General features: G+C 57.7%; 22 protein-coding genes. 12 read left to right on the forward strand and 10 right to left on the reverse strand.

The features are described from left to right. Nucleotides 1–2 precede the first annotated feature (2 nt). The 3 genes from ACR0DT_RS21640 to ACR0DT_RS21650 all read left to right on the forward strand — a co-directional run bounded on the left by ACR0DT_RS21640 (nt 3) and on the right by ACR0DT_RS21650 (nt 3,360). Nucleotides 3–746 (forward strand): polysaccharide deacetylase family protein, encoded by a 744-nt coding sequence (locus ACR0DT_RS21640; RefSeq protein ID WP_480712752.1) that lies wholly within the window; start codon nt 3–5, stop codon nt 744–746. A 94-nt stretch (nt 747–840) separates the two neighbouring features. Continuing rightward, nucleotides 841–1,812, forward strand: coding sequence for an NAD-dependent epimerase/dehydratase family protein (locus ACR0DT_RS21645; protein ID WP_480712753.1), 972 nt, complete (start codon nt 841–843; stop codon nt 1,810–1,812). Between the two features lie 18 nt (nt 1,813–1,830). Further along, a complete protein-coding gene (locus ACR0DT_RS21650; RefSeq protein WP_480712754.1) occupies nt 1,831–3,360 on the forward strand; it encodes a GMC oxidoreductase in 1,530 nt (509 codons plus the stop codon). A 12-nt stretch (nt 3,361–3,372) separates the two neighbouring features. Here ACR0DT_RS21650 and ACR0DT_RS21655 read toward each other — a convergent pair whose 3' ends face one another. From ACR0DT_RS21655 to ACR0DT_RS21685, 7 genes are all read right to left on the reverse strand, one after another. Then, on the reverse strand, nt 3,373–4,275 hold the full coding sequence (locus ACR0DT_RS21655) for a sulfotransferase family protein (protein ID WP_480712755.1): 903 nt from the start codon (nt 4,273–4,275) through the stop codon (nt 3,373–3,375). A gap of 3 nt (nt 4,276–4,278) precedes the next feature. Further along, nucleotides 4,279–4,518, reverse strand: a complete 240-nt coding sequence (locus tag ACR0DT_RS21660; RefSeq protein ID WP_480712756.1) for an acyl carrier protein — start codon at nt 4,516–4,518, stop codon at nt 4,279–4,281. 20 nt (nt 4,519–4,538) lie between these two features. Next, nucleotides 4,539–6,119: an amino acid adenylation domain-containing protein gene (locus ACR0DT_RS21665; RefSeq protein WP_480712757.1), complete on the reverse strand. Its 1,581-nt coding sequence runs from the start codon at nt 6,117–6,119 to the stop codon at nt 4,539–4,541. Then, on the reverse strand, nt 6,116–7,303 hold the full coding sequence (locus tag ACR0DT_RS21670; protein WP_480712758.1) for an MBOAT family O-acyltransferase: 1,188 nt from the start codon (nt 7,301–7,303) through the stop codon (nt 6,116–6,118). Before ACR0DT_RS21670 ends, ACR0DT_RS21665 begins: the two co-directional genes overlap by 4 nt. Nucleotides 7,304–7,320: 17 nt before the next feature. After that, nucleotides 7,321–7,467, reverse strand: coding sequence for a hypothetical protein (locus ACR0DT_RS21675; RefSeq protein ID WP_480712759.1), 147 nt, complete (start codon nt 7,465–7,467; stop codon nt 7,321–7,323). Next, nucleotides 7,464–8,555, reverse strand: coding sequence for a hypothetical protein (locus ACR0DT_RS21680; RefSeq protein ID WP_480712760.1), 1,092 nt, complete (start codon nt 8,553–8,555; stop codon nt 7,464–7,466). The genes ACR0DT_RS21675 and ACR0DT_RS21680 overlap by 4 nt, the downstream gene beginning before the upstream one ends. A 179-nt stretch (nt 8,556–8,734) precedes the next feature. Further along, the gene (locus ACR0DT_RS21685; protein ID WP_480712761.1) at nt 8,735–10,009 is read right to left on the reverse strand and encodes a glycosyltransferase family 4 protein; all 1,275 of its coding nucleotides are present in this window, start codon (nt 10,007–10,009) and stop codon (nt 8,735–8,737) included. A gap of 261 nt (nt 10,010–10,270) precedes the next feature. Between ACR0DT_RS21685 and ACR0DT_RS21690 the strand changes: the two genes are divergently transcribed. Continuing rightward, nucleotides 10,271–11,371: a glycosyltransferase family 4 protein gene (locus ACR0DT_RS21690; RefSeq protein ID WP_480712762.1), complete on the forward strand. Its 1,101-nt coding sequence runs from the start codon at nt 10,271–10,273 to the stop codon at nt 11,369–11,371. Between the two features lie 9 nt (nt 11,372–11,380). Here ACR0DT_RS21690 and ACR0DT_RS21695 read toward each other — a convergent pair whose 3' ends face one another. Both ACR0DT_RS21695 and ACR0DT_RS21700 read right to left on the reverse strand, forming a co-directional pair. Beyond that, entirely contained in the window at nt 11,381–12,301 is a 921-nt protein-coding gene (locus ACR0DT_RS21695) for a glycosyltransferase family 2 protein (protein ID WP_366549935.1), read from the reverse strand. Next, a complete protein-coding gene (locus tag ACR0DT_RS21700) occupies nt 12,298–13,353 on the reverse strand; it encodes a Gfo/Idh/MocA family protein (RefSeq protein ID WP_480712763.1) in 1,056 nt (351 codons plus the stop codon). Before ACR0DT_RS21700 ends, ACR0DT_RS21695 begins: the two co-directional genes overlap by 4 nt. 160 nt (nt 13,354–13,513) lie before the next feature. On the opposite strand from ACR0DT_RS21700, the gene ACR0DT_RS21705 reads away from it, so the two are divergent. The 7 genes from ACR0DT_RS21705 to ACR0DT_RS21735 all read left to right on the forward strand — a co-directional run bounded on the left by ACR0DT_RS21705 (nt 13,514) and on the right by ACR0DT_RS21735 (nt 20,549). After that, nucleotides 13,514–14,599 (forward strand): NAD-dependent epimerase/dehydratase family protein, encoded by a 1,086-nt coding sequence (locus tag ACR0DT_RS21705; protein ID WP_480712764.1) that lies wholly within the window; start codon nt 13,514–13,516, stop codon nt 14,597–14,599. 46 nt (nt 14,600–14,645) lie between these two features. Then, nucleotides 14,646–15,821, forward strand: a complete 1,176-nt coding sequence (locus ACR0DT_RS21710) for a glycosyltransferase family 4 protein (RefSeq protein ID WP_480712765.1) — start codon at nt 14,646–14,648, stop codon at nt 15,819–15,821. Nucleotides 15,822–16,041: 220 nt separating this feature from the next. Next, a complete protein-coding gene (locus ACR0DT_RS21715) occupies nt 16,042–17,412 on the forward strand; it encodes a nucleotide sugar dehydrogenase (protein ID WP_480712766.1) in 1,371 nt (456 codons plus the stop codon). Nucleotides 17,413–17,516: 104 nt separating this feature from the next. Beyond that, on the forward strand, nt 17,517–18,953 hold the full coding sequence (locus tag ACR0DT_RS21720; RefSeq protein ID WP_480712767.1) for a UbiA family prenyltransferase: 1,437 nt from the start codon (nt 17,517–17,519) through the stop codon (nt 18,951–18,953). A gap of 15 nt (nt 18,954–18,968) precedes the next feature. After that, on the forward strand, nt 18,969–19,631 hold the full coding sequence (locus ACR0DT_RS21725) for a class I SAM-dependent methyltransferase (RefSeq protein ID WP_480712768.1): 663 nt from the start codon (nt 18,969–18,971) through the stop codon (nt 19,629–19,631). A 17-nt stretch (nt 19,632–19,648) separates the two neighbouring features. Continuing rightward, complete coding sequence (locus tag ACR0DT_RS21730; RefSeq protein ID WP_480712769.1) at nt 19,649–20,005, forward strand: DMT family transporter; 357 nt, start codon at nt 19,649–19,651, stop codon at nt 20,003–20,005. 340 nt (nt 20,006–20,345) lie between these two features. Then, on the forward strand, nt 20,346–20,549 hold the full coding sequence (locus ACR0DT_RS21735; protein WP_480712770.1) for a hypothetical protein: 204 nt from the start codon (nt 20,346–20,348) through the stop codon (nt 20,547–20,549). Nucleotides 20,550–20,554: 5 nt separating this feature from the next. Here the strand turns inward: ACR0DT_RS21735 and ACR0DT_RS21740 are convergent, their stop codons facing one another. Beyond that, nucleotides 20,555–21,562 (reverse strand): replication initiator protein A, encoded by a 1,008-nt coding sequence (locus ACR0DT_RS21740; protein ID WP_480712771.1) that lies wholly within the window; start codon nt 21,560–21,562, stop codon nt 20,555–20,557. 402 nt (nt 21,563–21,964) lie between these two features. On the opposite strand from ACR0DT_RS21740, the gene ACR0DT_RS21745 reads away from it, so the two are divergent. Further along, the gene (locus ACR0DT_RS21745; RefSeq protein ID WP_480712772.1) at nt 21,965–23,377 is read left to right on the forward strand and encodes an AAA family ATPase; all 1,413 of its coding nucleotides are present in this window, start codon (nt 21,965–21,967) and stop codon (nt 23,375–23,377) included. Nucleotides 23,378–23,387 lie beyond the last annotated feature (10 nt).

Raw genomic sequence — 23,387 nt, forward strand, 5'->3', positions numbered from 1 at the left:
CAATGACCGCCTGGCAGGCCGATATCCTGATGTATCATTCGATCTCGGATGCGCCTGGACCGACTTCAATCGCGCCCGAGGTGTTCAAGGCCCAGATGCAGGCGCTGGCGGACTCGAACTTGCCGGTGGTCACACCCGATGCGCTGGCCAACCCGCCCGGCCCCCGTGTGGTCATCATCAGTTTCGATGACGGGTTCGAAGATTTCGCCGATACCGCCTGGCCGATCCTACGCGATCACGGGTTCTGCCCGATTGTCTATCTGCCCTCGGGCCTGGTGGGCAGCATGGACCGCTGGGCCGGTGGCAACATCCCGCCCCGCCCCCTGATGGGTTGGGACAAGATCGAAGCTCTGGCAGGGGAAGGGGTCTGTTTTGGCGCGCATAGTGTCACCCATCCCGATCTCACCACGCTGGATACGCTCATGCTGGAAGAAGAAGTGAGCGGATCCGGTCAGGACATTGCCGCGCGGCTGGGCCAGCCTGTCCGGCATTTCGCCCCACCTTACGGGGCATCGAACAACAGCGTACTCAGACAGGTCGCGCAGCATTACGACACCTCGGTCGGCACCCGGCTGGGCGTGGCCAAAGCGGGGGATGATATTCACGATCTGCCCCGGCTTGAGATGTTTTATTTTACCGACATCGCCCGCTGGACTGCGCATCTGGAGGGGCGCGGCAAAGCCTATCTGGCGGCGCGCAAAACAATGCGGGGGGTACGCGCGGCGATACGCGGGAAACCGTGGTGAACAGATCTTTTCCGTCTGCGGCTATAGCCGGATACGCAGCGCGGGTTGTACGATCCGGGTATATTGGTTTTCAACAAGTAACAGGTACGAACAAATGCATATTCTGGTTACCGGAGGCGCCGGGTTTATAGGCTCTCATCTGACGGAACAGCTGATCCGGGATGGCCACACGGTCACGGTCTTTGATGATCTCTCGACCGGGCGGGTGGCAAATCTGGCCTCTGTTGCGGACCACCCAAATTTCACATTCACGGAAGGCTCAATTCTGGATCGCCAGATGGTCACCGATCTGGTTCCCCCGGCCGACGTTGTTTTTCATCTGGCCGCCGCCGTTGGTGTCAAACTGATCATGGATGAACCCAGCCGCTCGATCCTGACCAATGTCGCGGGCACCGAGAACGTTCTGGATGCGGCCTTGCCGAACAAGACCTATACATTTGTCGCCTCCACTTCCGAGGTTTACGGGAAAAGCACGAAATTCCCGTTTCAGGAAGACGACGATCTGACCATCGGCGCCACGCGCAACCTGCGCTGGTCCTATGCCTGTGCTAAAACACTGGATGAGTTTCTGGCGCTGGCCCATGCCCGTGAATCCGGCCTGCCGGTCACGGTTCTGCGGTTCTTCAACACCACCGGGCCGCGACAGACAGGGCGCTATGGCATGGTGTTGCCGAATTTCGTGAAAGCCGCGCTGGAGGGTGCGCCCCTGATGGTGCACGGCAGCGGCGAGCAGTCGCGTTGCTTCGGTCATGTGGCCGATGTGGTCAAGGCGCTGGGGTTGCTGATGAGCACGCCGCAGGCAAAAGGCGAAGTGTTCAATATCGGCTCAAGCGAAGAAATCACGATCCGCGCCCTGGCTGAAAAGGTCATTGAGCTCACCGGGTCCAGCTCGGACATCCGTTATGTCCCTTATGACGCGGTTTATCCCGAAGGGTTCGAGGATATGCAGCGTCGGCTGCCCGATGTGTCAAAGCTGGAGCGCGTGACCGGCTTCCGTCCGATGCTTACGCTGCAGCAAATCATCGAGGACATCATTACCGAAATGCAGTCCCCGGTTTGTGCATGAGTGGTCAGGTATCCACCTGTGACTGATCTGGTGATCGGCTCGGGGCCGTCCGGCGTGTCTGTGGCCATGGCTCTGCTGAACCGGGGACGCCAGGTTCTGATGCTGGACCCGGGCGGCCGGCTGGAAGCCCCTGCGCAAGACCGTCGCGACAGATTGGCGGCTTTGGATCCTGACACCTGGTCCGTTGATGACGAAAAAGCCTGGCAAGCCCCACAATTCGACACGCCGCCCGGACAAGTGCGCCGGTTCGGATCGGATTTCGCCATGGTGCCAGGCGCCAAGACACTGGTGTCGCCGGCTCAAATCGGCTTGCGTGCCTCGCATGCCACTGGCGGGTTGTCCAACCTTTGGGGGTCGGCGGTTTTGCCCAACCGCGCCGAAGATATCGCCGACTGGCCGATCGGAATTGAGGACCTGTCACCGCATTACCGGGCTGTTGCTCAGTTCCTTCCAATAAGCGGCCGACAGGATGCATTGCAGGCTCTGTTCCCCGCCCTTTCGATGCAGGATCGGGTGCCGTTGATCCCGTCCCCACAGGCGCAGCAGATGTTGCAGCTGCTGGAGCATCAGAAAAGCGACCTGTCAGTATTGGGTGCCCATGCTGGGTTGGCCCGTTTGGCCGTTGAGCCCGATTGCCGGTATTGCGGTCAATGCCTGCATGGATGCCCCTGGGGGTACATCTATTCAGCCAGAAAAACGTTCGATGACTTGCGCCATCACTCTGCGTTTCAGTACCGCACCGGTCTGGTCCGCCGGTTCCAGGAACATGCCGACCACGTCGCGGTCACGCTGGACAATGGGGAAACCCTGCAAGCGGCCCGTGTCTTTGTTGCCGCCGGGGTTCTGGAAACGGCGCGTCTGCTTCTGTCCTCATCACCGGACCCAACCACCGGATTGCAGTTGCAGGACAGCCAGCATTTCTTTCTGCCCAGCCTGCACCGCTGGCGCACATCGCGCCGTCCGAACCAAAGGCCCTATCACACCCTGCCGCAGATATTCATAGAACTGGACGACTCCGAGGTCTCGCCCCATCTGGTCCATGCGCAGGTCTATACCTGGAACGAGTTCTATGCCCATGACCTGATCAACAGTTACGGCTCTAAACTGCCCGGATCGGCCCCCTTGTGGCGGCGGCTGGCGCGACGGCTGATCGTGGCGCAGGCCTTTCTGCATTCGGCCCATTCTGCGCGGATCAATCTGACGCTGGCCGCGGACGGGCGGCTTGTCCCGACTGTGCAAGCCAATGACGAAACCGAAACCGTTATGGGGCAGGCAACATCCCGGCTGGCGCAGATCATGAAGCTGGCGGGGCTTATACCGCTGAGTTTTGCCCGCCGTCCGGGCGATGTGGGGTCAAGCTTTCACGTAGGCGGCTCGGTCCCCATGGCCAAAGCACCCAGTTCGGGGCAATCCGATATCCTTGGGCGGCCCAAAGGGTTGTCACGGGTGCATCTTGTCGATGCCTCAAACCTGCCCAGCATCCCGGCCACGACCATCACCTTCTCGGTCATGGCCAACGCACATCGTATTGGGTCATCGACTCCTTAGAGAAACGACCTGCTACCGAAGCGACTGCAGCAGCAATCCGGTCAGATATCTGTCCCGTGCACGGTTCTGATCCTGCGTCGTCGCACCTTGCACTTCGTCATATCCGTTGCGGCTCAGAGCCGGATTTACAATCGGTGCAAGCATGCCAATCGTGTCGGGCGAAAGCTTTTTCCAGCGGGCAACGCTGCCCTCCTGTACCGAGCTTTTCGAGAAGGTCTTCCAGTCGCTGAACCCTTTGGGATCACGTTCCTGCAAGGCCGCCTCGAGCATATTGGCTTCGAACTCTTCGCCCAGGTTTTTCAGCACTGCGGCCAGGACTGTTTTCGGATCTGCCACCAGGTCTTCGTAGCGGATGATTTGGGCGTTATCCGGATGGCGCTTGACAAAATCGCAAATGGCATCGGTACTGTCGCGCCAGGCAAGCGCAAAAGCTTCCAAAAGCCGCGGGGTCCGCTTGACGTAATCGTGGATCTCATCGGGAATGGTCTGAGCCTTGACTACCCAATCCAGCATGGAACACGCAACGTCCAGACCGTGCCGGACAACACAGATGAATTGCGCATGCTCTGCGCATAACCGTTCGATTTCGCTAACGTGAAAGGCGTCAATGGCGGTTTTCTCTACCCAACGGGTCTTGCCTTCTTCCGCGGCATGCTCGCTATGAAAATCAAAGGCGAACTTTCTAAGTCGCGCGATGATCTCGTCATCGGAAAACCCAAGAAAGCCCAGCCCGTTCAGAACCCCCACGTTTATTCCATCCACAACGGGGGCTTCGCGCAGGAAACGGGCGCAGGCGGACAGCAAATAGGTCTCACCCGGGGCTGAAATGTGCGAATGCCCCCCCAGCAACCGCCGTAAAAGGGTCGACCCTGATCGCGGGCAACTTAAAACGATGATCCCTTGCGTTTGTGCCATCGGTTACACCCGGGTTTCAGCGAATGCGACGATCCTGTCTACGGTGTCCAGATTATCCAGCGTGATGTCTGAGGGGCTCATACGTGTGCCGAGGCTCTGTTCGATAAACGATACCAGATCGATCATCGCGAAAGAGTCGATCAGGCCATTGCTGAACAACGGGGTTTCACCGCCGATCTCGGACGAAGCCACACTGTGTATGTCCGTCAGATATTCAATGACTGCGCCCTTCGTTAATGCCATCTATTCCTCCAAATTCGATCCTACAAAAGCTCGGACAATGCGCGACGATCTATTTTCCCATTCGTATTATTGGGGAAATCGGGCACGGCGACCAGCTTCTTTGGCAGCATATATTCGGGAAGGTCCTGTGCGATGGACGCCCGGGTGGCGACCTCATCAAACGAGGTGCATTCGACAAACGCAACAAGCCCCTGTGGCTGCCCGTCCCGGATCGGCCAGCCAAGGACGACAGATCTTGTCGCGCCACTGGCACGGCGAACAACTGCTTCGATCTCGCCCAGCTCGACCCGAAAGCCACGGATTTTGACCTGATGATCGCGCCGCCCGACATATTGAATTGGCTCGTGTGCGGCGGCCGGGCGCGTGACCAGATCACCGGTACGATAATAAAGCGCATCACTCTCGGGATGAGTCACAAATGCGCCTGCGGTCAATTCAGGATCACGCCAATAGCCAATCGCGACCTGCGGGCCACTCATCAGCAACTCACCTTCCGCACCGGGCGCGACTTCGGAAAAATCCGAGTTGGCCACAAGCGCGGTCATTCCGTCAAAGGGCGCGCCGATGGGGACGATATCGCCATGGTCCGCCTGATCGTCGAACGCGTACCACGTACAGGCAAGGGTAACTTCGGTCGGGCCATAGATGTTGTGCAATGGCGCGTTTGGCGTGGCCGCGCGCCAAGCACGCGCCGTTTCCGTCAAAAGCGCCTCGCCACAAAAGAGGCTTACTCGGATGTTCGGAAAACGCCCCGGCTCAAGCTGTCGTAACCGATCCATAAGGGTTGCCAGCGACGGAACCGAAAACCAGACGGTGATCCGTTCGCGGGTGATATACTCAACCGGCAGGGCACGGTCTTCCTCGGTCGGCACGCACATGCACCCGCCAACCTTCCACGTCATGAACATATCAAAGACGGACAGATCAAAGCTGAGATCGAACAAATGGGTAAAGCGGTCATTGGCCGAGAGATCCAGACGGTGTTCCGCAACCGAAAGGAAATGCGCCACATTGGCATGAGACACCGCAACGCCCTTGGGGGCTCCGGTACTGCCAGAGGTATAGAGGATATAGGCCGGGTCCGTTACAGGCGGCACAGACGGCTTCAGCGGCGGAGCAACCGCCGGGACGCCAAGAACTTTATGATCGGGATAGGTTCTCGCCAGATCGGACACATCGTGGCGATCAGCAAAAATCAACGTCAGCCCTTTGAAGTCCTGAATGACGTCTTTGACCAAAGCCTCGCGTTCGCGATCAATGATAACGGATGTACAACCGGAATGGCCCAGCATGAAGTTCAACCGGTGCGCCGGCATCTTCGGATTGAGGGGAACATAGCCATTCCCCGCAAAAAGCGTCCCCAAAATCCCGGCATATGCCGTAGCACTATGGGTCGCCAAAATGGCGGTCAAACGGTTGTCTCCGACCGCAGTGCTTTCGCACGCGCTGGCAATGCTCATGACCCGGTCCAGCAGATCACCATAGCTGATCTCAGCACCTGCTATGGACAGCGCCGGTGCGTCAGGGAACGCCGCGGCGGACCGCAAAAAACCACTTGCCAGCCAGTCACTATTGGGGGTTTCGTCGAGCGCATTATTCATAGTCTGATACCGAATAAGGCCAGGAAAACGCGCAGTGAATCCCCAAGGCCTCCGCCCATGGATGAAAAGGCATAGCTTCCTGACACGAACGCAAAGGTAATCAGGATACCCTGATATTTCAAAGGGCTCTGCACCAGTTTGCGCCACAAGGGAAACCGGCGCGCATATCGGGCCCAAGTCATATAAAGCGAGACGCCGGTCGCATGATAAAGGCCCCACATGAGCCAGCCGGCGGTGGCGCCATGCCACAACCCCATAACGGTGAACGTGGCAAAAACAGCGGCATAGGGCGTTCGGGTTCGCGCCAGCACCGGAAGATAGATGTAGCTTTGGCACCATCCAGCCAGCGTCATATGCCAGCGTCGCCAAAAATCCTGGATATTGACGGCCAGGATCGGCCAGTTGAAGTTTTCCATAATGCGGAAGCCAAACAGTCGCGATGCGCCGATGGCGATGTCCGTATAAGCGCTGAAATCCAGATAGGCGTACAGGTACAGTATCGCCAGGAAAATCCAGATCTGAAACGCAGTGTAGCTGTCAAAATGCGTCAGTAAATTCTCGCTGCTTGTCGGCATGATGCTGGCAAAGTGAAAAGGGTTCAGTAACTGCGCCAGCAGAAAAACCTTGATGAGACCATGTATGATGCGGGTCAGGCCATCGATAGCGAACTGTCGGTCCCAAGTCTCGGAGGTGTTTGCGATGAAATGGTCAAATCTTTCGATCGGACCGGCGGTAAAAATCGGAAACAGAAAGATATAGCAGAAAAACCGCGACAGCGATCTGTCCGTAATGTTGCCGCGCGCAACTTCAATCGCATAGTGGATCAGCTTGAACGTGAAATAACTGACCCCCAGCGGAGCAGCGATGGCCACCCCGGGCGTGGCCTCCCCCAAAAGCTGGATCAGAGCGGGCAGGTATTTGTAGCAGAACAGATAGGCGAGAATGGTGCCGACAAGCGTCAAAAGGGTGAGGTGACCGCGCCTGTTATCTGCCACGGCCTGAGGGGCAAAATAGAAAAACACCAGCACAAACCCGATCAATATCGTCGATCCGATCGGCTCTAACCATGCCAGATAGAGATATGAAGCGGACGCCAGGAACGCAAAGCGAAATCGCTGCGGCAGGTTCCAATACACCAGTACCGTTGTCGCAAGGACCAGCCAGAATATGGGGCTTTGGATCATCTAAAAACCGCGTGCTGTCAGAATTTCTGATAGCGAAACAGGCGAACATCTCCGGCCAGGGTCGCCATCTCGGCAAGCGCCAGCGTCAGCAGACAGCCCAGCACGATCCCCTGAATGATCTGTCCGACAAGTCGCCAGTCGATTCTTGAATGCTTTTCGTTCATGACCCCCTCTGAAATTCATTCAATGATATTGCCATCGCCTGCGAACATTTCAGGCGCGCCTCGTCAGTCTTCATATGGCCTTCGAAGTCCAAAAACTCGTCTTCTTGAAAATGCACGTGGTCTTGAATCGAGAAATAAGTCGCACCGCTGGCGTCTGCTAAATCGCGCACATCCTGTTTGAAGGTCTCAAACAATGCTTCACCGGCTGGAATCCTGTACCATCCCGGATTGATCGGCGCCTGCAGCAAAATGAACGACGCTCCACTGCGCGCGCGTTCCCGGTCAATCATCCGATGGAGCGCCGCAAAATTCTGCTGACTCCATTTTCGATATTCTTCAGCATTCGTTTCTATTTTAGCCATTTCACCGGCGCGAAACTCATCATTGTTCACTATTTCAACCCAATACGCCGTCAACGGATCCGCAGATTCGCGACCGCCCCGAAGCAGGTTGAGCAGAATTTCCTTCTTTCTGGCCAGGAAAAATTTGGAATTTTCCAGAGCGTAAATACCAGGGCGGAATGGCATGTGCAGTCCGAGAAGCGCCGCTTCCTCCTCCAACACCTCAGAATGGAACGCAAAACGCGGATTTATGAGAGTTTCATTCACCTCGCTGGCTTCCTCACCAACGATTGCCTTAAAAAACGTGTGAACATTCAGGCCGACAATGACAACGCTGTCGGGTGGAAAATCCAGCTCGGCCAATATGGCGGCCATTTCAAGTGGCGTCTGGGAGGATGTCGGCAGGTTGAGAACCCTGTATTCTTTGTCTGATTTCGCACTGACGAGGCCATCCAAATCCAAAGCCTCATTGACGCAAAAATCCATGATGGACGTTCCCAGGATCGTCACTGCAGGACGATCAGAAGGAATGCCACTTAGGACCCGGTGGCTGACCAATGTATGCCGATCAAACGAGTCCACCATAAAGTACTTGAAGGAATCGCCGGTCAAAAACCGGGGTCCTACGATGATTGCTGATAGGACACAGAGGACAGGAACTGAAAACACGATTGAAAGTGCCGTCATCGAGGGTTTGGTCAGCCCCTCAAATAAATGACTCCACCCGCGTTTGAAGTAATCAAACATTCCCAAATAAACTCTCTACCAATATTCCATATGCGCACTCTGCATAGTCAAATGGTACGAAGTTTTCAGTTTATCTCATACCAATTTCTTTCAATTCAGCGCGGTGTAAACGCCCCCGCCAATGCCATCTGTCCGTGTCTGAACCCCTAAGTTTTCCCTTTCGCTAGCCCAATCTGCTCTTACGTTTTCGTCCCTGTTCCAACTTCGAATGCACCAGCCTCCAAAGCGCGGGACAGGGCCCGGTCTCCTTTTTCATGCGCCGCGCGCGCCAGCGCTGCACCGTAAGCCCCGAGCACAGAGGTCTCGTGCCAGATGTCGATGAAAGCCTTGCGTGCCGCAGCACCCTGCACATCTCGTCGATCACGCTGATGTTGCAGACCCTTCATCGCTGCAATCAGATCATCCTCGGTTTCAAAGAGTGACCCGCCCCCTGCCCGCTCGACGATCTCGGGGAATGGACCCAGACGCCGGGCGATCACCGGTGTGCCCAGCCGGAAGCTTTCAATCAGGATGATGCCGAAGGTCTCATAGCAGACCGACGGCACGATCAGCCCGATGGCCCCGCGATAGTAGGCGTTGAGCTCCTCAAGGGTTTTACGGCCCAGGAATTTGATCCGGTCGTTGCCTGCGGCCTGTTTCTTCAACTCATCCGCATAATCGCCGTCGCCAAGGATCAACAGATCGGCATCCGGGTAACGCTCAAAGGCCGGGAACACGTCCTGTAGCCCTTTGATCTGTTCCAACCGCCCGACGAACAGGAAATAGGGGCGATCATGCGCCGCCGGTTCCGGCAGGGTGCTCTGGTCGAGATCGGGCAGGAAATACGGCAGTACCTGCATGTCCTGACGCAATCCGAATTCGCGATGCTTGGCGCGACTGAATTCGCTTTTGGCGATGATCAGATCCATATGATCCAGCGCCCGATCCAGCGCGCCGGTATAGCGCCACAGCTGCGGCGGGCGTTTGTAATTCAGCACACAGCGCAGGCATTGGCGGTCGTCGCATAGCTCGCGCCCATGCCGCCACAGAACATGGGTGGGGCAGACCAGCCAGTGCTCATGTGCCTCATAGACCTTCAGCCCTTCGCCCATCGGCAACAGGCCGGGCCCGCCGATCAGGGATGTGTTGTTGTGCCAGATGATATCCGGCTGCCGCTCGGCCAGTATCTCGCGGATGCGGGCGGCATGTACGACGGGCCGGCCCAACTGCTGGGTCAGCAGGTTCGATATCATGCCATTGCGGCTGCGCAACCCGATCCGCCGCACCCCATCCGGGGCGCCCTCAGGCTGTGGCTTTCCGCCCAGGATCAGATAGCTGTCCTCGTCATGCACCACCGTCACGTCGTGACCCCGTGCCACAAGCGCCCGGGCCATGCGCTGAATCCCTACAGCGTCACCTCCGAAGGAATGCGGCGGGTAAAATGTGGTGAACATCAAAATGCGCAACGATTGCATGTAAAATATACCAAGTTACTAATGACTCTCCGGTATCAAACACGATCCCTGTGACAATCGAAAGGCACAAGCCACGCGGGCAACCGGCTCACCACCGGTGTTGCGGACATGCTGCAAATACATGCGGGCAGCCATGGGCCGTGACCACAGCATGTGCAAATGCGGCGCACATGCTATGATTGGGAAATAGTTCAGAAAATTGGCCCGAACCCGTTTCAGATGCAGACCTCTTCCCCTTCAGACCCTCTTCATGTTGTCGAAATGGGCACCCAGTTTGGCATGGGGGGCATCACCCGGCATATCCTTGGGCTGAGCGATTGGCTGCAGGCGCACGATCATCGTGTCACGCTGGCCGGCACCGCCGATATCTGGGCCGGGCCTGACCAGCAATCGGATTTCCTTGACCTGCCCACCCGTTATGTTTCGGGCGACGGGGGCAGTATCGTCAACCGGCTGCGTCATACGGCAGTCGCGGCCTGGCGGTTGCGCCGCTGGCTGGCGGACAATCCGGTCGATCTGATCCACTGCCATGAATCTGCCCCAGCCCTGGTCGCCAATCTGGCCCGCACTGGACGACGCATTCCGGTGGCCGTCACCTATCACGGGTCGGAACCCGAACGGATTGCTGCCTTTGGCCGGATCGCCGCGAAATGCGATCTGGTGATCACACCCAGTCATCGGTCAGCCGAGGATCTGGCCACTATCGGGAATGTGCCGCAGGACAAGCTGAAGGTGATCGGTCTGGGCGTCTCCCCTCCGCCTGACGACAGCGCGGAAGAAATTGCCGAGCTGCGGGCCGAACTGCTTGGGGATGGCGACCGGTTGATTGTCACGCTGGCCCGCCTGCTGCCGCAGAAAGGGATCGACATCCTGATCGACTGCGTCGCGTGGATGAAAGAGACCCACCCCGGATTTCGCTTCGTGGTCGCGGGCGACGGTCCGGACGAGGTGCAATTGCACGCGCTGGCGCAGGAAAAGGGGCTTGGCAAACACCTGCACTTCATGGGCCGCACCGACAAGCCGATCCGGCTGTTGCGCGCCGCCGACCTGTTTCTGCTGACCTCAAGATGGGAGGCCCTGCCCTTTACCATAGCCGAGGCGTTTCAGGCCGGAACCCCAGCCGTTGCCACCGCCTGTTCCGGGGTGGTGGAACTAATCGACGACAGCGTCGGGGCGGTTGTTCCCATTGGCGATATTGATGCCATCTGCGCGGCGGTCGCGGATGTCCTGTCAGACGAGGGCCGCCGCCAAACCTTGGCCGAGAACGCCCTGAAACGCAGCCGTGAGGATCGGTTTGACCCGGACTGGGTGCATCAGCAATTCGAAAAAACCTATTACGATCTGGCGGGCCGCCAGAGATAACGCCCCGCGTTAGGGGCGCTTGGTGATATAGCCCCAGACCTCGCCCAGGGTCCACGCCGTCGACAGCAGCATGACATAGGGCAACGCCTTGAGATAGCGCATCCCCCGACCCTTGCTGGCCTGCAGCTTATAGTGACGCACCCAGAGCAGCGGAGGGATCAGCGGGCCGGCCAGGATCAGCATCAGACGCTTCGCGTTGCTTTGATTGCGCACCCGGATTTCACCGAACAGACGGCCCCAGTCGAAGCGTTCAGGCAGCAATTCGCGGAAGGTTGCCTTGGGGCGATGGTGATGTACGACCACTTCGTTCGACAGCCACAGCTCCTCACCCTGTTCGATCAAGTGCCAGTGCACGATCGGCTCGTGATAACGGTCTTTCCACAGGTGCTGCGTCTCATCCAATGCCTTGCGGCTATAGGTCAGGTTCACGTCCGACACCCAATCCGCCGGACCGGTTTCAAACGGTCGCCCGTAGCGACCGAAATCGGTGACGTAAAAGGCCCAGTTCAAGGGGCTGACCGGCTCCATGCATTCAATCGCGCCGCCGATTACGTTCTTGCCGGTCTCTGCATACAACCGCACGATGGTGCGCGCCCAGTCGGATTGCGGCAGGCCGCGATCTTCGAGAATACCGATGATATCGCCCGTGGCCGCTGCCAGTCCGGCCGAACGGCGGCGGTCATAAAGCTCGTGCTTGCCCGCCTCGGAGGTGATCGGACGAATGGGGTCGATCACGCCAAGGTCCAGAAATCGCACTTCGGGATAGTCATCGGCGTATTGCGCCACATCCGCGACGCTGGCGTCATAGGGAATGATCACATCCAGCGGCGGCGGGTCGTCAAAACTGCGCACTGCTTCAAGGAAATCCCGCACATAGCTGCCGCCTTGCACGATGGTTAGAACGATGGAAAGGGTCGGATCGCTGCTCATTGGATTGTCATGTCCCCAAGATTGTCCAGTTCAACCGGCTGACCGCTGCGCGTACTTTCCGGCACGGCGGCGGCGATTTCGACTGCGCGCAGGCCCGCATGACCGTCGGCGCAGTTCAGACCGGTTTCACCACGGGTCAGACGGATGAAGTCGGCCAGTTCGTCACCAAAGGACAGGATCGCGGTCGTTTTCCAGGATTTCAGTTTCTCGCGCACCATGATTTCGGGGTAGAACTTGCGCACCTTTTTGGGCGCGCCACCCGGCTTGTCCATGGTGATGACAAGGTTCTGCATAGGCGCATAGGCTCCGCGCACCATGCCGCGCGACCCACATACCTCGATCACGCTCTGATAGCCTTTCCAGTCGTTCCAGCAAGCCTGATAGATCGCGGGAATACCGTCGGGGTTCTTGAAGATCGCCACCGCGTTGTCCTCGGACCCTGGCACGTTCCAAACGGTGTTGGTGGCCACGCCGTAAACACTGGTAATCTCGCCCAGAATGAAGCGCGCCATGTCGGTCATGTGAATGCCCACATCCCACAGGGCGCCGCCGCCTGAGAATTCGGCTTGATACTCCCAGTCATGGGTGAAATGGCCCAACCCGTCATGGCCGCCATAGACGCGGACATGGTCGATCTCTCCGATCTCGCCCGAGGATGCGACCTCTTTCACATGGGCGAAGGACGGGTAATAACGCATGTTGAACCCGGCCCCCAAAGCCTTACCCGCCTTTTTCGCGGCATCGACGATCCGCCTTGCGCCTTCGACCGTCGGGGACAGTGGCTTTTCGGTCAGCACATGCAGCCTTTCGTCAAAGGCGCGCAGGCACAGCGGTTCACGTACATGCGCCGGGGTCGAGATCACCACCGCATCCATCGGTGTGGCAAAGAACCGGTCGAGATCGGTAAAGGCCGGCGCGCCATCCGCCACAGCCACAGCGCGATGAAACTCCAAATCCAGAACCGCCGCCAATTCAGCGTCAGGAGACTCAAGAATGTTCTGAACCCGCATTTGGCCGATCTTTCCGGCCGCCCCGATCACACCGATCTTCATTCAATTCCTCATTAACAATCACGGGTGCGCAACAGGGTTACACCCGGCATCTTTAACAACAATTCACTTATAAGCGGAGTAGCACAGGCGCTGCCTCCACGCTAGGTTTCTGAAAGGCCGTAGTTGCCGACAAGGCGGTATCGCAGAGGGGCATGACGTTGTGAACATCTCCGGATTGGACCACCTTAAGGGCAAGTCCGTCTTAGTGACTGGGGCGACCGGTTTTGTCGGCAAACGGCTTGTGCCGGCTCTGCTGGACACCGGTGCCAAGGTCACCGTTCTGCTGCGCAGCCGCCATGGCGCGCGGGCGCTTGAGACGATGGGGGCACATGTCGTAACCGGTGCACTTGGCGACAGAGCTAACATGGAAACCGCGCTGCGCGATCAGGACGTACTGTTTCATCTGGCCTATGACATGCGCGCACCTGCAGCTGAAAACCTTGCAACCTTCGACACCCTCAGACAGGCCACCGAGGCCGCAGGTGTCGGGCGGATCATCCATGTCAGTTCCATCGTCGTCTATGATGGCTGGCCGCAGGAGGATCTGACTGAGGATAGCCCGTTATCCCAAGCCGGAGGCACACCGTACCGGCAGGCCAAAATGGCGATGGAGCAGGCTCTGATACAGGGAATTTGTCCGGTTGCGATCCTTCAGCCGACGCTGGTTTATGGCCCGGGCAGCATGCTCTGGACCGACCGGCTGGCCGACTGGATGGCCGCAGGCAGCGTGGTGCTGCCGGACCCCGAGGGGCTGTGCAACGCGGTGTTTGTCGACGATCTGGTTCAGGCCATGCTGCGCGCCGCAGTGCTAGATGATCTGGGGCAAGAACGGTTCATCATATCGGGCGCCGCCCCTTTCGCCTGGTCGGATTTGCTGGCCGGATATGCTGATATCATAGGGCGGGGCAGCCTACGGCACGTCCCGCTGGATACCCTGAAAGACGGGCTGCCGCCGGAAGAGACCGGAGAGGTCCCCGACACCCCACCGCTCGCCGCCCGGATCAGCGCCGCCGCGCGCACTTGGATCGGGCGGGAGCGATTCGAAAAGCTGGTTTATACGATTAAACGGCGACTGCCTGCGCAGGGTGAGATGCACCCCGACCGCTATATGCTTGAGCTATTTGCGACCAAGGGGCACTGTCGAGTCGAACATGCCCGCACCCGACTGGGCTACGCACCCGCTTATGATCTGCAGGCCGGGCTGGCAGCCACCCGCGCCTATCTTGAAGCCCGCTATGGAAAATAATCCCGCTGTATTTAAGATTACCCAATCATTTCAGGGGTGAAGACATTTGATCCATATTGCCGTTGACGCAACGCCTTGGGAGAACGAGCGCGGCTTTGGCCGGTTCACCCGCAATCTGATCGCCGCGCTGGCCGCCCGCGATACCGGCTTTCGCTATACATTATTGTTCGATCAGGAACCCACACAACCCGTACCGAATGGGGTCGAAACCCTTGTTGCAGGGTCCGAATTTTCGATGTCCGAAGCCTCTTCGGGGGCGAAGGCCCGGGGCGGGGCCGATCTGCTGACGATGGCCAAGGCAGCCCGGCGCATTGACTGTGATGTCTTCTTTTACCCGGCGGTTTATTCGTATTTCCCCCTGCCCGCGCGACGCCCAACGGTGGTGTGTTATCACGATACGATCCCGGAACGCTTCCCCGATCTGATCTTTCCCAAACGTCTGAATTTCCGGCTGTGGCAGGCGAAATGCTGGCTGGCCAAGATGCAGGCTACGCGGGTGATGACGATCTCAGACGCCTCGGCGAACGATCTGACGCGTATCCTGCGCATCCCCCGCGCGCGGATCGACTCGATCACCGAAGGGGCCGAGGACGTCTTTCGACCCATTCACGATAAACAGGCTCTAATACAGGCCAGACAGGCTTACGATATCTCTCCTGACGCACCGCTTCTGGTCTATCTGGGCGGGTTTAACCGGCACAAGAATGTCCTGCGCCTGATCGAAGCCATGCCTCGGATCCTGGCACAGGTACCGGATGCGCGCCTGGCCATCGTCGGGCGCACGACCGGCGCGCGGTTCTGGGACAACGTTGAGGACCTCAAGGCCAGCGCCGCTGCCGACGCCGCCCGATCCGAAAGCATCCTGTTCACCGGCGAGATTGGCGACCCGGAACTCGCCGCCCTGCTCAATGCGGCCGATGCGCTGGTTTTCCCCTCGCTGTGGGAGGGATTCGGCCTGCCCGCGCTTGAGGCAATGTCATGCGGCACCCCTGTCCTGTCCTCGGATCGCGGCAGCCTGCCCGAAGTGGTGGGCGGTGGCGGGCTGTATTTCGACCCTCAGTCCAGCCAGGCGTTGGCGGATCAGGCCATCCGCCTGCTGACCGAACCCGGGTTACAAAACGCCCTGTCACAAAAGGCGCTGGCGCAGGCCTTAAGTTTCAGTTGGGACAAAGGTGCGGAACTGGCTGAGCAGTCATTTCGGCGGGCATTACGCCCAAAATAATTAAATTCTCCCGTTGATCTATTTTTTGAAAAACTCTCAACAATACCACCTCATGACCAAAATTGAGCTTCCTTCGGAAACACGGTAGTGCAGTCTGGAACCAGGCTGACAAATATATTGGATTCGCACCCCTTCCCCCCTATCCGTGGAAGGGGTTAGAATTTTCGACAGCCATACCGTGAATTGATTTCAGTCTGACTTTGTAAGATCAGGGTAAATTATGAACTACGAGACCTCGCACCATCAGTCCCTCAGACAGCTTATCGCGGCGCGCGACGCGCGGATCGCTGTAGTGGGGCTAGGCTATGTCGGCCTGCCACTGGCGCTGACCGCCTATGATGAGGGGTTCGACACGACCGGTGTTGACTTAAACCCCGATCGGGTGGCGCGGATCAATCAGGGCGATCAGGTCATCTCGTATCTGGCATCCGACCGGATCGCGCAGGCTGTGGACAGTGGGCGTTTTCGCGCCACGCAGGACCCTGCCGCACTGGTCGAGGCCGATATCGTGCTGATCTGCGTGCCAACCCCGCTGACCGATGCGCAGGACCCGGACATGCGCTTTGTTGCTGCCGCAGCCCAAACCATCGCGCAGCATCTGCGCCCCGGTCAGTTGGTGGTACTGGAAAGCAGTGTCTGGCCCGGGGCCACGACAACTCTGGTCCAGCCCATTCTTGAGGCCGGCGGTCTGCGTGCGGGCAGCGATTTCTTTCTGGCCTTCTCGCCCGAGCGCGAAGATCCCGGCAATGACAAATTCGACACGCACAGCATTCCAAAAGTGGTGGGTGCCGACGACCCGCTGTCGCGGCAACTGGTCGAAGATTTTTATCGCGCCATCGTCACCAGCGCCGTGCCGGTCAGCTCGGCCGCCACAGCCGAAGCGGTGAAACTGGTCGAAAATAGCTTTCGCACCGTCAATATCGCCTTGGTCAACGAGTTGAAAACTGCGCTTGAGGCGATGGATGTGGACGTCTGGGAAGTGATCGAGGCCGCGGCCACCAAACCCTTTGGCTTCATGCCCTTCTATCCTGGCCCCGGCATTGGCGGGGCCTGCATTCCGGTATCCCCCGCCTATCTGTCCTGGCGTGCGGCGGATGCTGGCTCGGATACGCCGATCATCAACCTGGCACGCTCTAGCAATGACGCCGTCCCACAGATGCTGGCCGCGCGGATGGCGGCGGAACTGACGGCTCGTAACGGCTCGGCGCTGGCGGAAACCGGGCAGCCGCTGACTGGACAGAAGATTCTACTGATGGGCATCGCCTATAAGCGCGATGTCGAAGACACCCGCCGCAGCCCGGCTCTGGTGCTGCTGGACGAGCTGGAGAAGCTGGGGGCCGAGGTGGATTATCACGACCCGTATTTCCCGTGCCTGCCGGAAGGCGGCGAATACCCACAGCTTGCAGGTCGAACCTCTGTGCCGCTGACGGCCGAGAATTTGAAGCCTTATGCGGCAGCGGCCGTCATCACCGATCACAGCGCTCCGGATTACGATCTGGTCGCGCGTGAGGCCGCATTGATCTTTGACACGCGCAATGTCTTTGAAAAAGCAGGGATTACGGTGGCGGGCGGCAGGCTCGTCAAGCTCTGAACACAACAGATCTGCGTAACGCATCCGGCATTTTTGGAACAGAAACAAGGTTAATAAAATTACTTACTTTCAATGATGTAATCGTCAGAAGTAGAATTTCAGTAATGAGTGACAAGCCGGAAAAAATTTTTGTTGATCTGGACGGAACACTGGTCAGAACTGATCTATTTGTCGAGGCCATCCTTCAGTTCCTGAAAAGCAACCCGCTTAATATCTTTCCCATTATCTTGTGGCTGTTCAAAGGTATTCCCTACGCCAAGGAACGCATTGCCCAGGAGGTAGCTCTCAGGGCTGAGACGCTCCCATACGAAACCCCGCTTCTTGCATATCTGAAGCAGGAGAAAGAGCACGGTAGGCACCTTGTTCTCGCAACCGCTTCGCATCGCATATATGCCGACAAGGTTGCAGCGCATCTGGGCATATTCGATTCCGTTCTGGCAACCGATACCAACCGGAACCTGAAAGGGACCAACAAACTGGCAGCCATGCGCGATGCTGCCGGTGGCGACACGTTTACATATGCCGGGGACAGTACAGCCGACGGACCGATCTGGGCGGCTGCCGGATCGGGCATATTCGTCAATGCCCCGGCATCCGAGGTGGCCGCTGCGCAGGCCTCGAGGACGGTCGAGAAGATCATCAATTCGCGCCCACCGCTGTGGCGGGCCTTTCTCAGATCGATGCGGCCACATCAATACGCCAAGAATGCACTGATCTTTGTGCCGCTCTTCACCTCTCAGGGTTTTTTGCATTTTTCAGTAATTCTGGTGGCTTTTCTGGCCTTTGCTTGCTTCTGCCTCTGTGCGTCTGGTGTGTATTTCCTGAATGACCTCGTGGATTTGCCAGCTGACCGCCAGCACACAAGCAAGCGGTACCGCCCACTGCCTGCAGGCGACCTGTCCCTGCATGCTGGCGTTGCTGGGGCCATTACCCTGCCCGCTGTCGCTTTTGCTATTTCACTGATCTTCCTGCCGACTGATTTTACAGTCGTGCTGATCGCTTACCTTATCATCACCATGAGCTATTCTTTCTGGCTAAAGCAGATCGCAACGGCAGACGTCATGGTACTGGCATCGCTTTATACCTTGCGCGTCATCGCGGGTGCCGCCGCCACAGGTATCGTTCTGTCCTCGTGGCTTCTGGCGTTTTCGATGTTCATATTTGTCAGCCTTGGCTATCTTAAGAGATATATTGAGGTGGCCGCCGCCCCGGAACATGACACCAATGTGCATGGCCGCGATTATTCTCATGCCGACAGTGAGACCATGTTCAGCCTGGGTGTTGCCAATATCACCGCGGCAGTTGTCATTCTGGCGCTCTACATCAACAGCCCCGAGGTGAAAGGGTTTTACAGGACGCCCGAAATCCTGTGGCTTCTGTGCCTGATGCTGCTTTACTGGGGAAATCGCATCTGGGTCGGTGCCCGGCGCGGCAGGATCACCGACGATCCGGTGCTGTTCGCGCTCCGTGACAGAATAAGCCTCATGGTCGGAGGTGCCTTCGTGTTGATTACTCTGACCGCCAAATATCTGACTTTTTGACGGAGACGCCTGGAAATGACCACCTATCAAACGGCGCAAATCGCGGATATCGCCCGGCAGATCTATCGTGACGGCCCATTGGTAATGCGCAAGCTGCAACACTGGCGCCCCCTGATCTGTCCCTACCATGTGCTGCTCGATCAGGTTCCTGCCAATATCAAGGTTCTGGATGTCGGTTGCGGTGCGGGGTTTTTTCTGGGAACGCTGGCCGCTACCGGAAAAGTTGCGGGTGGGCTTGGGTTTGACAGCAGTGCTGCGGCGATTGCCACAGCTGAGACCATGACGGAACAATTACCGGACAGCCATGACATCAGCTTTCAGCATCTGGATGCAACAGAACCATGGCCGGAAGGGGAATTCGACCTGATTTCCATGATTGACGTCATGCACCACGTCCCCCCGACCGCACAGCGTGCAGTTTTTGCCCAGGCCGCTGCGCATGTGTCACCGGGTAAGTGGTTTTTGTACAAGGATATGGCCCGGCGGCCGATCTGGCGCGCCACACTCAATCGCTTTCACGACCTGATCGTCGCCCGGGAATGGATTCATTACGTGGATCTGGACGATATTTTGACCTGGGGCGCCGAGGAAGGGCTTATCGTACAGGACAGGCAGGACATCGACATGCTCTGGTATCGTCACGAACTCGTTCTCTTCCAGCGCCCTTACCAAGCCTGAGACCGCAAGGAGAAACCATGTCAATCTACTGGTCTGCACTGTTGCTTGCCGTTTGCGCAAATGTTTTTGCAAACGTAGCGCTCAAACTGGCCGTGCTTGGGCTTTCCGGATCGTTCGACATCCGCGCATTGCTGACGGCACCCTGGGCCTGGGCAGGGTTGATAGGCTGCGTATTGCTTTTGGGCGGTTATCTTGTCGCCATCCGGGGTGTCGAGCTAAGCATTGCCTACCCGACCGTTACCGGGCTTGCGATGGTGGGCATAGCCATTATCGGCCATATCCTGTTTTCGGAATCTCTGAGCCTGCAAAAAATCGCTGGAATCGGGTTTGTAGTGATCGGCGTATTCATCCTTTCGCAGGTCAAACAGACTTGACGCCATGGTTTGACTGGCACGCCTACGCCCAGGCCAGCGGTGCTGTGGCCAACAAGCGAACCTTTGCACAATTTTGGGAACCCCCCTTACAAAACATTGCCGCTGCATCAGATTTAAGGAATAATTGGTCTAGGCATATTTGTGCCTCAAAAATACGCAGTGTCGAACGAGTAGTGGGGCAAAGCCCCGTCAGGTAAAATAATCAAATTTTAACCCAAGGTGGTTCACAGTTTTGCCATGATTTCGTCGCGGAATCATTATGGGCGCCTGCCCGTGGCATAAACCATCGCCTACTTTGGGTTGCGCTCGCACCAAGACCAAAGCCGGAGGGCCGGAAAACATGATGGGGATTATCGGATTGGCTATCCTTGTCGGCCTGTGCGCCGGGGGTATCGCTTTGTACTCCGGTGCTTCCATCCTGATGGCATTCGGGGCCTATATGCTGGTTGGCTGGATGTTCATTCTGGTGGCCATCATCGCGATCTTCGCCATCCGCTCGTTTAAACTTCGCACCCGGAAACAAGATCCCGCCTATTCCGGCTGAACCATCTAATCCCGCCCGGCGACCCTCTTGGCCACATATCCCAGAAATGCCTTGTGCGGATTTCTGATCTTCGGGCGGCCCGACGCGGCCCAATAGGCCAGCCAGTCCGCCTCCAGCGCATAGACATCCTGGCCTGGTGCCATCGCCCTGGCCTCTTCCAGTGCGCCTGACGGCAGGATCGGCTTGTCCGGCCCCTCGACCACCTGACCGCGGCGCGAGAACCGGATCAAGTCGCCCGGCTCTTCGGTCATCTCATAATCGGGCAGATGATCGGCAGCGATCATGTCGCGGATCATTTTTCGGAACACCCGCCGGGGTGAGGCCGAACCCGATTTCTTCAGCAGCACCTCGACCGAGATTCGCCATTCAGGTTGCCGCCCGCAATGTTTGCGCGCCAGCTCATAGATCCGCCGTTCCAGCGGTTTGCGCAGGCGAAAATAATCGCGGCTGAGGGTCAGAACGGATTTCGCCAGTACCGCACGAAACAACCAGTCTGACAGTTTCACACTGACGCTGACCATCCGGCCCGCCCGGGTGCGCCGGACGATCTCCCAGCTTTCGATCAGGCCAAAGCCGGTTGTGGTCTCTTTCTCGCCGGTGACGATGTTGGTGGTAATCCGGGTGCCTGCCAGCCGCTCGAACGCTTCGCGCAGACGCTTGTAGCCGTCGCCACTGGTCTCGCGATTGGTGGCCACCATCAGATCATGCGCAGTCAAATGCAGCACCTGACTGACGGTCCGGCCCGCATTGATCGCCGCCATCAGCTGGCTGATGCAAAAGATCAGAATGTCCTTGTCATGGATCGTCGCCAGACCCCGCACCGAGGGCGTCACCGTGATCCCGACCCCGTTATGTTCGTAGTTCAGAATCCGCCGGTCCGGCCGGGTCGAGAGCGAAAACATCGGATGCTCCATCGACCCCATATCGGTCTTTGGTAGCGCATCGAAGATATCGCATACAAAAAAATCACCTGTCGGATGGCGGTCGGGCAACAGCGCCCCTGCCCCGCTCATATCAGCCTGCCCATATGTTCCTGCCCGAATCTTCGTTCGTGGTTTTATTGACGCTCACCGTAAAGTTATCCACAGGAGGCGTAAAGCCGCCGGATCGTGGGTTCAGAGTCAGTTCAACGTGGGTTCAGAGTCACTCTATCGTGGGATCAGATTCAGTATGGATATTAAAAATGATGAAAATCTCTTTTTTTTCTTGTAGTTAGATAAAGAAGATAGGGCCCGTAACTAAAAAGATAACAGGATTCTAACAGAATAAATTTTTGCAAACCGCCTCAAATCCACCTCTCAGACAGCCTTTATCTGTTATTTTTGCTTAGAAAATTCGGTTTTGTGCTCAAAATACTTCCATATGCCACCTTTTATGGTATATTGAGGAAAACATAGCATACAGGCAGCTTTTCAATGCGAGCAGGCACTCCAGAGGGAACCCCTCCGTATTTCAATATCGATCCGGATCTGGCTTATGCAGAGCTTGGAGATCCCACCGGTACACATGATTTCTCGGACATCGCGGATGCCTGTGCCCGGGGTCGGGCCGATCTGGCAAACCGGGGATTGGAAGAGGACGGCCAGAAAAAACTGCGGCTGTTTTCTACCTGGGAGATTACCAAATATTTAATCCCCGTGGCGCCTGCTCATTTCCGCCGGGTCCTGAAGGGCAACCCGGATCTGCCACAAGGGCAGTCGGAAACCGAAGGCGGGGCCAAGTGGTTCACGTTGGATGAAGTCCTACGCCTGCGTTTACATTTCGCCTCGGAAGGGTCAAAAGCCAAAGAGTACCGCCCCTACCGCCCTAAGGGACTGCCGGCCAAAATCGTGTCGGTGGCAAACTTCAAAGGTGGCGTCGGCAAAACCTCGACTTGCGCCCATCTGGCCATGTCGGCGGCTCTGGACGGCTACAAGGTTCTTGTCATTGATTTGGACAGTCAGGGGTCGATGACCTCGATCTTCGGCGGCAAGGTAACGGATGAATGGCAGACCGTCTTTCCTCTGCTCGCCCGTCACTATGCCACCCATCTGCGCCGAGACAATCAGGGGCGGCTTGACCGAGGTGAAGCCCCGCATCCGATCGACGATACACTCTCGGACGCATTGAAGGTGCGCAGTGCTGATTTGATCCAGCCCACTCATTGGCCCAATATCAATCTGATCGGCGCCCAGCTGAACCTCTACTGGGCCGAGTTCCAGATCCCGGTCTGGCGTATGCAGGGCCGCAGCTGGAAGCTGTGGGATGCGCTGACCGACATGTTAGAGGAAGATGGCGTGCTGGATGAGTATGATATCATCTTCATCGATACCCCCCCTGCCCTTGGCTATCTGACGATCAACGGGCTGGCTGCGTCCGACATCCTGCTGGTACCCATGGGCGCGTCGTTCCTGGAATTCGATTCCACCGGGCGGTTCTTTGACATGCTGCATTCCACCTTCCAGTCGATCGAAGAGGGTGAGAACATGGCCGCCCGCGCGCTGGGACGCCCCGAGATGGCCTTTCAGTGGGATGCGGTGCGCACGGTCATCACCCGCTATGACGGCAGCCAACAGGCGGAGCTGGCCGGGTTGATGCAGGCCTATCTGGGTCGCACTCTGTCGCCGCACTGGCAGGGCTACACGGCGTTGATCGGGCAGGCCGGGGAACAGGTCAATGGCATCTACGAGGCCGATTACCGCGATTTCAACCGCGAGACCTATGTGCGCGGACGGGAAACCTTTGATGCCACCTATGCCTCGTTCAAGAAACTGCTGATCGGGGTTTGGCGGGGCGAAGAACTGGCCCAACAGAACGAAGAGGCGGGAACGCCGGAACTGACGCTGTGAGGGACATGTT

The organism is Ruegeria sp. BI11, assembly GCF_056538005.1.